Consider the following 7,153-nt stretch of genomic DNA (forward strand, 5'->3'; position numbering starts at 1 on the left):
CGCGGTCGGCCCAGCGGTGCGCGGGCGGCGGCCCGTCGCCGGGCAGGTTCGCCTCGGGCAGCTGCCGGTCGGGCACCGCGCGGGCCCGCGACACCGCGCGCAGCCACGCCGACTGGTGCCGGCGGGCGCCGCGCCCCCGCATGGTGGGCAGTGACTGCAGCTCGGCGGGGGTCTTCGGCGGGTTCAGCGCCAGCTCGACGATCGCCGCGTCCTGCAGCACCCGGCCGGGGGACAGGTCCCGCTCGCGCGCGATCTTGTCGCGGGCCTCCCACACCTCGCGGACGGTCGCCAGCGCGCGCCGGTTCCGCACGCGGTGGATGCCGGAGGTGCGGCGCCACGGGTCGGCGCGCGGCGGCTTCGGCGGCGTGGTCAGGATCGCCTCGAACTCCTCCAGCGCCCACTCCAGCTTCCCGGCGTCGCGCAGCTCGGCCTCCAGCGCGTCGCGCAGCTCCACCAGCAGCTCGACGTCCAGCGCCGCGTAGCGCAGCCAGTCCTCGGGGAGGGGGCGGGTGGACCAGTCGGCGGCGGAGTGGCCCTTCTCCAGCAGGAAGCCCAGCACGTTCTCGACCATGGAGCCGAGGCCGACGCGCGGGTAGCCGAGCAGCCGCCCCGCGAGCTCGGTGTCGAACAGCCGCTTCGGGACGAGGCCGACCTCCGCCAGGCACGGCAGGTCCTGGTTGGCGGCGTGCAGCACCATCTCGGTGTCGGCGAGCGCCGCGTCCAGGCCGGTGAGGTCGGGGCAGGCGATCGGGTCGATCAGCGCGGTGCCGGCGCCCGCGCGGCGCAGCTGGATCAGGTAGGCGCGCTGCCCGTACCGGTAGCCGGACGCCCGCTCGGCGTCGACGGCGACCGGGCCGGTGCCCGCGGCGAACGCCGCGATGACGCGTTCCAGCTCGGCGGCGTCGACCACGACCGGGGGGACGCCCTCGCGTGGCTCCAGCAGCAGCACGGCCGGGGGCCGCTCGTCGCCGGCCGCGTCCTCGGCCGCCTTCTCGCCGGCGGCCTTCTCACCGGCGCCGTTGCCCGCCGCGGCGGCCACGCCGGCCGCCGTGGCGCCGGCCGCTCCGCCGCCGGGCACCGTCGCGCCGGGCGCGGGACCAGGCGGCACCGCGCCGGGCGCGCCGCCCGCGCCGGTCTGCTCCTCCGCCGTGCCGGGCTCCGCGGGCACCGCCTTGCCCGCCTTCTTCGCGCCCGCCGGCCGTGCGGCGGGCTCCTCGCCACCGGAGTCCCGGTCGGGACCGGTGGCACGCGTTTCGGACACTCCCACTTTTCCCGTGTTCTCCCCCGCCGCCTCGGTTCCGGACGCTGTGCTCACGTCCCCTACCGTACGTCGCTCTCAGGACCTCCCGAGGAGGGACGACCCCCGCTCGCGCCGGCCGGTGCCGCCGGGGCCGGTGCCTCCGCGGAAGGGACGCTCCGCGGCCGGCCCCGCGGGCTCAGGGGCCCGCGCCGCCGGGCCGGTCCGGGAGCGCGGAGACGCCCGCCGGGGGCAGGCCCGCGGTGGTGCACATCACCTCGCACCAGGCCGCGACGTGCCCGGCCAGGTCGTCGCCGGTCGGGGACCAGGAGGCGCGCAGCTCCAGCTCGGTCGTGGACGGCTCGTCGCGCTTGTCGCCGAAGCTCTCCGACACCGCGCGGGTGATCGTCCCGGAGACGCCCGCGTAGCCGGCCGGCTCGAGCGCCTCGAGCAGCCAGTCCCAGGCGACGGAGCCGATCAGCTCGTCGGCGGCGATGTCGGGTTCGAGGTCGGCGCGGATGTAGGCGACGATCCGGAAGCCGTTCGTCCAGCCCTTGGCGCCGTCGGGGTCGTAGAGGACGATCAGCCGGCCCATCGCGACCTCGGTGTCGTCGTCGCGGTAGACCGACCCGGACAGGGCCGCGGCGTACGGGGCCAGGCTCTGCGGGGCGGGCATGTCCTCCAGGTCGAGCTCGGGCCGCGGGCCCGGCCCGTCGAGGATCTCGCGCAGGGTGTCGAGGGCCCGCTGGAAGGCGGGAGGGTTCATGGGCGGACCGGCCTGGGTGCGGGGGCGGGACTCGTGTCGGTGGTGCCGGGACGGGACGCCGCCGCGCGCGACCGGAGGGTACGGAGGGGATGCAGGCACAGCACAGTGGGTTTCGTCTCGGGGGCCGCGGCGTTCAGGCCACGGCCCGCGCGGATGCGGCCGGCGAGGAGCCGGCGCGTCTGGGGCCCGTCCCGCCGGGGGACGCCTGGACCGCCGGGCCCGCGGGGGACGCGGCGGCGGGCCGGCCGGGGGGCGCGTGCGCGGGGTCGGGGGACGTCAGCGGCGGGTCGACCAGGACGGCCGCTCCGCAGTCGACGCAGACCCGCTCGGGGCACTCCGCGCCGTGCCCGTCGGGACACGGCGGCTGCTCGAACTCACGCTCATCACCGCAGGTGGAGCAGTGCAAGGGGGAACCTCCCTCGGCTATGACACGCATCACGTTCGCACGCGCCGGTGACAGAATGCGGGACTTCGCTCGGCGTGTCCGGAACTTCGTGGCTCACCGCCGCCGCCTCGTCGTCACCCCGGTGCGCCGGGAACGCGCTCTCGTGGGACCATTCACAACGTGACCGCTGACGCCGCCCGCCCCAACGACGCCGCCGCGAACCCGTCCGCCGATCCGGGTCCGCTCGCGGAGAGCCCGTTCCTGCTCGCGTGCCGCCGCCGTCCCGTGCCGCGCACGCCGGTGTGGTTCATGCGCCAGGCGGGCCGCGCGCTGCCAGAGTATCTGCGGCTCCGCGAGGGCGTGCCGATGCTGGAGTCGTGCGCCCGCCCGGACATGATCGTGGAGATCACGTTGCAGCCGGTGCGCCGGTACGGCGTGGACGCGGCGATCTTCTTCAGCGACATCGTGGTGCCGCTGAAGGCGATCGGGATCGACCTCGACATCAAGCCCGGCGTCGGCCCGGTGATCGCCGACCCGATCCGGGACGCCGCGGGCCTGGACGCGCTGCGCCCGCTGGAGCCCGATGACGTGCCCTACGTCACCGAAGCCGTCGGGGGGCTGGTCGGGGAGCTCGGGGCCACGCCGCTGATCGGCTTCGCGGGCGGCCCGTTCACGCTGGCGTCCTACCTGATCGAGGGCGGGCCGTCGAAGAACCAGGAGCGCACCAAGGCCATGATGTACGGCGAGCCCGAGCTGTGGGACCGGCTCATGGGCAGGCTCGCCGACCTCACGATCGCGTTCCTGAAGGTGCAGATCGCCGCGGGCGCAAGCGCGATCCAGGTGTTCGACTCCTGGGTCGGCTCGGTCGCGCCGGAGGACTACCGCGCCTCGGTGCTGCCGCACACCAGCCGGATCTTCGCCGAGATCGAGCCGCTCGGCGTGCCGCGCATCCACTTCGGCGTCGGCACCGGCGAGTTGCTCGGCCTGATGGGCGAGGCCGGCGCGGACGTGGTCGGGGTCGACTGGCGCGTCCCGCTGGACGAGGCGGTCCGCCGCGTCGAGCCGGGCAAGGCGCTGCAGGGCAACCTCGACCCGGCGGTGCTGTTCGCGCCGTGGGAGACGGTCGAGCGGCGCGCGCTGGACGTGCTGGCCCGGGGCCGGACGGCCGAGGGCCACATCTTCAACCTCGGGCACGGCGTGCTGCCGTCGACGGACCCCGACGTGGTGACCCGCCTCGTCGACCTGGTCCACGAGGCGGGCTCCGAGCACTGACCCGCGCCTCCGCCGCTCATCCGGCGGGGGGCGCCTCTCATTCGGCGGGCGGCGTCTCCGGCCGGACCGGCTCGCCGGCGGGATCGCCCGGACCGCCGGCGCCGCTCGCGCCGCCGGTCCCGACCGCGACGGGCTGCTCCTCGTTTCCTCCGCCGGTGTCCGGTTCCGCCGGCCCGCGGCTCCGGCGCCGGTTCCGGTAGGCCACGATCGGCGCGACGATGATCGCGGCCGCGACCAGGAACGGCAGCAGCCAGCCGAACACGACGGCGACGCCGCCGAGGAATCCGGTGAACGCGTGCCAGCCGTCGCCGAGCGCGCCGACGAACCCGCCGCGGTCGCCGTGGTGCCGCGCGGGCGTGGCCGCCGCCTCCAGCGTGACGGTCACCGTCGCGTACTGCGTGCTCTGGCTCAGCGCCTTCTGGCGGGCCTGCAGCGACTCCAGGTCCGCCTCGCGCGAGGCGATCTCCTGCTCGACGTCGATGATCTCGCCGACCGTCGTGGCCTTGTCGAGCAGCTTGCGGAAGGACGCCAGCGTGGCCTTCGCGGACCGCACCCGGCTGTCGACGTCGGCGACCTCGCCGGTCACGTCGTCGGCCTGCTGGGACACCGACAGCTTGGTGCCGAGCCGCCGGGACAGCTGGTCCAGCACGCCGGCGTACCGGTCGGACGGGATCTTCAGCGTGATCGTCGAGCCGGGCGGGTCGCTCGACCCGGACTCGTGCTCGACGTACCCGCCCGCCGCGCTCACCAGCTCCTTGGCCCTGGTCGCGGACGCGTCCACGTCCTTGGCCCGGATCCGCATCGTCGCGGTGTAGACGACGGCGCGGCCCGCCGGCGGCAGCGGCTGCGGCTGCGCCGCCGCGCCCCCGCCCGCGCCGGACCCCGACGTGCCGGACCCGGACGTGCCGGACGCCCCCTTCCGCTGGGCTTCGACACCGCCCGGCGTGGCCGCCGGGGCGGGGACGCCGCGCGCCGCGCTCCGATCCGCCGAATCGGACGACGGTCCGCCGCCGCACGCCGCGAGCGTCCCGCCCAGCACCCCGGCCAGCAGAAGGACGATCAGCGCGTACGGGACCTGCCTGACGCTTCTGACGTTCAGCATGAGGTTTGGACGGAGTGGTGCAGATCACCGTTCCGGCGGCCGCGTCGCGATCCGGCCACGGCCGGGGCACACCGAGGTCACGGCCGTCCCCGCGCGGCCGTGCCCCGGCGCATCCGTACCCCAGCGCATCCGTACCCCAGCGCATCCGTACCCCAGCGCATCCGTACCCCGGCGCATCCGTTCCGGGGGCGCGTCAGCGGTCGGAGAGGACCATCACGCCGGTGTTGACGGTGCCGACGGTGGTGGTGCCGAGCGTCCAGAGGGCGCCGGTGCCGGGGACGACCGCCAGCTGCGTCGCGTAGATGTTGGTCCGGTTCGGGACGGCGCTGGTCGGCACCCGCGACCACGTCCCGCCGCTGTAGTGGAGCAGGCCGGGCTTGGCGGGCTCGTCGAGCGTGTGCCCGAGGGCCCACAGGTCCCCGTCCACGCCCTTGATGATCCTGGTCAGCCCGTTGAGACCGGCGGGGACGGCGGCCTTCGACCAGGCCGTTCCGTCCCAGTGCATCAGGACGGGCGTGGCGGGCGACGTGTGGTTGTCGGTGCCGGCGGCCCAGGCGTCGGTCGGGGAGAGGGCGACCATGTCCGCGAAGCCGAACCCCACGCCGAGGCCGTCGGTGTTCATGGGGACGCTCTTCCAGGACCGCCCGTCCCAGTGCTGCGCCACGAACGTCGTGCTCCACTCGGAGGTGGTGCCGAGGCGCCAGATGTCATCGTCGGCCCGGATGTAGCCCGTGTCGAGGCTGATCTCCGGGAAGGTGGTGACGTGCGTCCATTTGTCCGTCCAGATGTCGCCGGTCCAGCGGTACACGTCGGTCGGGGTGCTGTACCAGACGCCGGACGCGTCGGCCTGCAGCGTCCCGGCGCCGCCGGCTCCGGGAGGCAGTGGCACCTCGTTGAACGCCGAGCCGCTGAAGTGCCCCAGGTAGGGGGACGTCGTCTTGTCGTCGCCGTACCTGACGCCCTTGATCCACACGTCTTCGGGGGCGACCGCGTCGACGTCCTGGATCGAGGCGTGGTTCGGCAGGTTCAGCAGGTCGTACTCCACCCAGTCGCCGTTCTGCCAGCGGCGCACGACCGGGTTGCCGGGAATCTGCGTGCCCATCCCGGGGATCGGTCCGGGGAGGGTGATCGCCCCCTGGTACCCGGTGATCCAGACGCTGTCGGGCGAGGCGGCGTCGACGTCCGTGATGCCGTTCTCCGGCCAGAAGAAGGGCAGGGACACGGGCTTGAAGTCGCCGCGGGTCGCGGCGGACGCGGGGGCGGTCGGGCCGGCGGCCAGGACCACCGCCGCGGCGGCGGCGAGCGGGACTCTCCAGATCTTCATGCTTGCCAGTATTCACTGGCAAGATCTGAGGATCTTGTCACTCCCGGATAGAAAACGGGCCGCGCTGCGGGCGCCCCGGTGCGCGGTTCCGCGGGGCGTCTGGAAGGCTGGACGCATGACCCCGTCTCGACCCGCCTCCCACGCCGTCGTGGTCGGCGGCGGCATCGCGGGCCTGACCGCCGCGCGCGCGCTCGCTCACGCCGGCGTCCGCGTGACCGTGCTGGAGGGCTCCCCTCGGATCGGCGGCAAGCTCCGGGTCAGCGACATCGCCGGGATCCCGGTGGACGAGGGCGCCGAGTCCATGCTGGCCCGCCGCCCCGAGGGCCTCGCGCTCGTCCGCGCCCTCGACCGCGGCGACGACCTGGTGAACCCCGGCACGACCTCCTCGGCGATCCTCAGCCGCGGCGCGCTCCGCCCCATCCCGTCCGGGCAGGTGATGGGCGTCCCGTCCGACATGAAGGCGCTCGCCGCCTCGCAGGTGCTGTCCCCGGCCGGGCTGGCCCGCGTCCCGCTCGACCTGGTGATGCCCGAGACCCAGCGCGGCGACGACGTCTCGGTGGCCGACTACATCGGCGCCCGGATGGGCCGCGAGGTCGTCGACCGGCTCGTCGAGCCGCTGCTCGGCGGCGTCTACGCGGGGCGCGCCGAGCTGCTGTCGTTCGACTCCACGCTGCCCGCCGTGGCCGCCGCCGCGCGCGCCCACCGCTCGCTGATCAACGCCGTCCAGGGCATCCGGGAGGCCGCGCCGAAGGACGCCGGTCCGGTGTTCGCCACCCTGACCGGCGGGCTCGGCTCGCTGCCGTCGCTGATCGCCGCCGACATCGAGGCGGCCGGCGGGACGGTCCGCGTGAACGCCACCGTCCGCGAGCTGCGGCGCCGCCCCGCCGGCTGGCGGCTCACCGTCGGCTCGGCCCGCGCCCCCGAGCTCCTCGACGCCGACGCCGTCGTGATCGCGGTGCCCGCGGCGCCCGCGGCCCGGCTGCTGGCCGACCAGGGGCCCGCCGCCGGGCGCGCGCTACCGGGCAGCGAGTCCCCGAGCAAGGCGATCGTGACCCGCGGGTACCCAG

The 7,153-nt window shown here is 75.4% G+C and carries 7 protein-coding genes; 2 read left to right on the forward strand and 5 right to left on the reverse strand.

Annotated features, from left to right (window positions below; all coding sequences use genetic code 11):
* The 3 genes from ABZ914_RS43125 to ABZ914_RS43135 form a co-directional block, all read right to left on the reverse strand.
* Positions 1–949, reverse strand: a 949-nt coding sequence (locus tag ABZ914_RS43125; RefSeq protein WP_500200565.1) for a ribonuclease D, incomplete at its 3' end; no start/stop codon positions are given.
* A 487-nt stretch (positions 950–1,436) separates the two neighbouring features.
* Positions 1,437–2,003 (reverse strand): DUF3000 domain-containing protein, encoded by a 567-nt coding sequence (locus ABZ914_RS43130; RefSeq protein ID WP_190857417.1) that lies wholly within the window; start codon positions 2,001–2,003, stop codon positions 1,437–1,439.
* A 133-nt stretch (positions 2,004–2,136) separates the two neighbouring features.
* Positions 2,137–2,409 carry a hypothetical protein gene (locus ABZ914_RS43135; RefSeq protein ID WP_387023916.1) on the reverse strand — a complete coding sequence of 91 codons (273 nt, stop codon included), beginning with the start codon at positions 2,407–2,409 and terminating at the stop codon, positions 2,137–2,139.
* A gap of 240 nt (positions 2,410–2,649) precedes the next feature.
* Between ABZ914_RS43135 and hemE the strand changes: the two genes are divergently transcribed.
* A complete protein-coding gene (gene hemE / locus ABZ914_RS43140; protein WP_500200566.1) occupies positions 2,650–3,660 on the forward strand; it encodes a uroporphyrinogen decarboxylase in 1,011 nt (336 codons plus the stop codon).
* Between the two features lie 37 nt (positions 3,661–3,697).
* Here hemE and ABZ914_RS43145 read toward each other — a convergent pair whose 3' ends face one another.
* Entirely contained in the window at positions 3,698–4,762 is a 1,065-nt protein-coding gene (locus ABZ914_RS43145; RefSeq protein WP_500200562.1) for a DUF4349 domain-containing protein, read from the reverse strand.
* Positions 4,763–4,955: 193 nt separating this feature from the next.
* Positions 4,956–6,086: a hypothetical protein gene (locus ABZ914_RS43150; RefSeq protein WP_500200563.1), complete on the reverse strand. Its 1,131-nt coding sequence runs from the start codon at positions 6,084–6,086 to the stop codon at positions 4,956–4,958.
* Between the two features lie 115 nt (positions 6,087–6,201).
* On the opposite strand from ABZ914_RS43150, the gene hemG reads away from it, so the two are divergent.
* Positions 6,202–7,153, forward strand: a 952-nt coding sequence (hemG, locus tag ABZ914_RS43155) for a protoporphyrinogen oxidase (RefSeq protein WP_500200564.1), incomplete at its 3' end; no start/stop codon positions are given.

This window comes from Spirillospora sp. NPDC046719 (genome assembly GCF_040645715.1).
In the GTDB taxonomy this organism is placed as follows: domain Bacteria; phylum Actinomycetota; class Actinomycetes; order Streptosporangiales; family Streptosporangiaceae; genus Spirillospora.

Bases quoted from the DNA above. Each gene is read 5' to 3' on its own strand.
- ABZ914_RS43130 (WP_190857417.1), bottom strand. From the start codon at position 2,003: ATGAACCCTCCCGCCTTCCAGCGGGCCCTCGACACCCTGCGCGAGATC.
- ABZ914_RS43145 (WP_500200562.1), bottom strand. From the start codon at position 4,762: ATGCTGAACGTCAGAAGCGTCAGGCAGGTCCCGTACGCGCTGATCGTC.
- ABZ914_RS43150 (WP_500200563.1), bottom strand. From the start codon at position 6,086: ATGAAGATCTGGAGAGTCCCGCTCGCCGCCGCCGCGGCGGTGGTCCTG.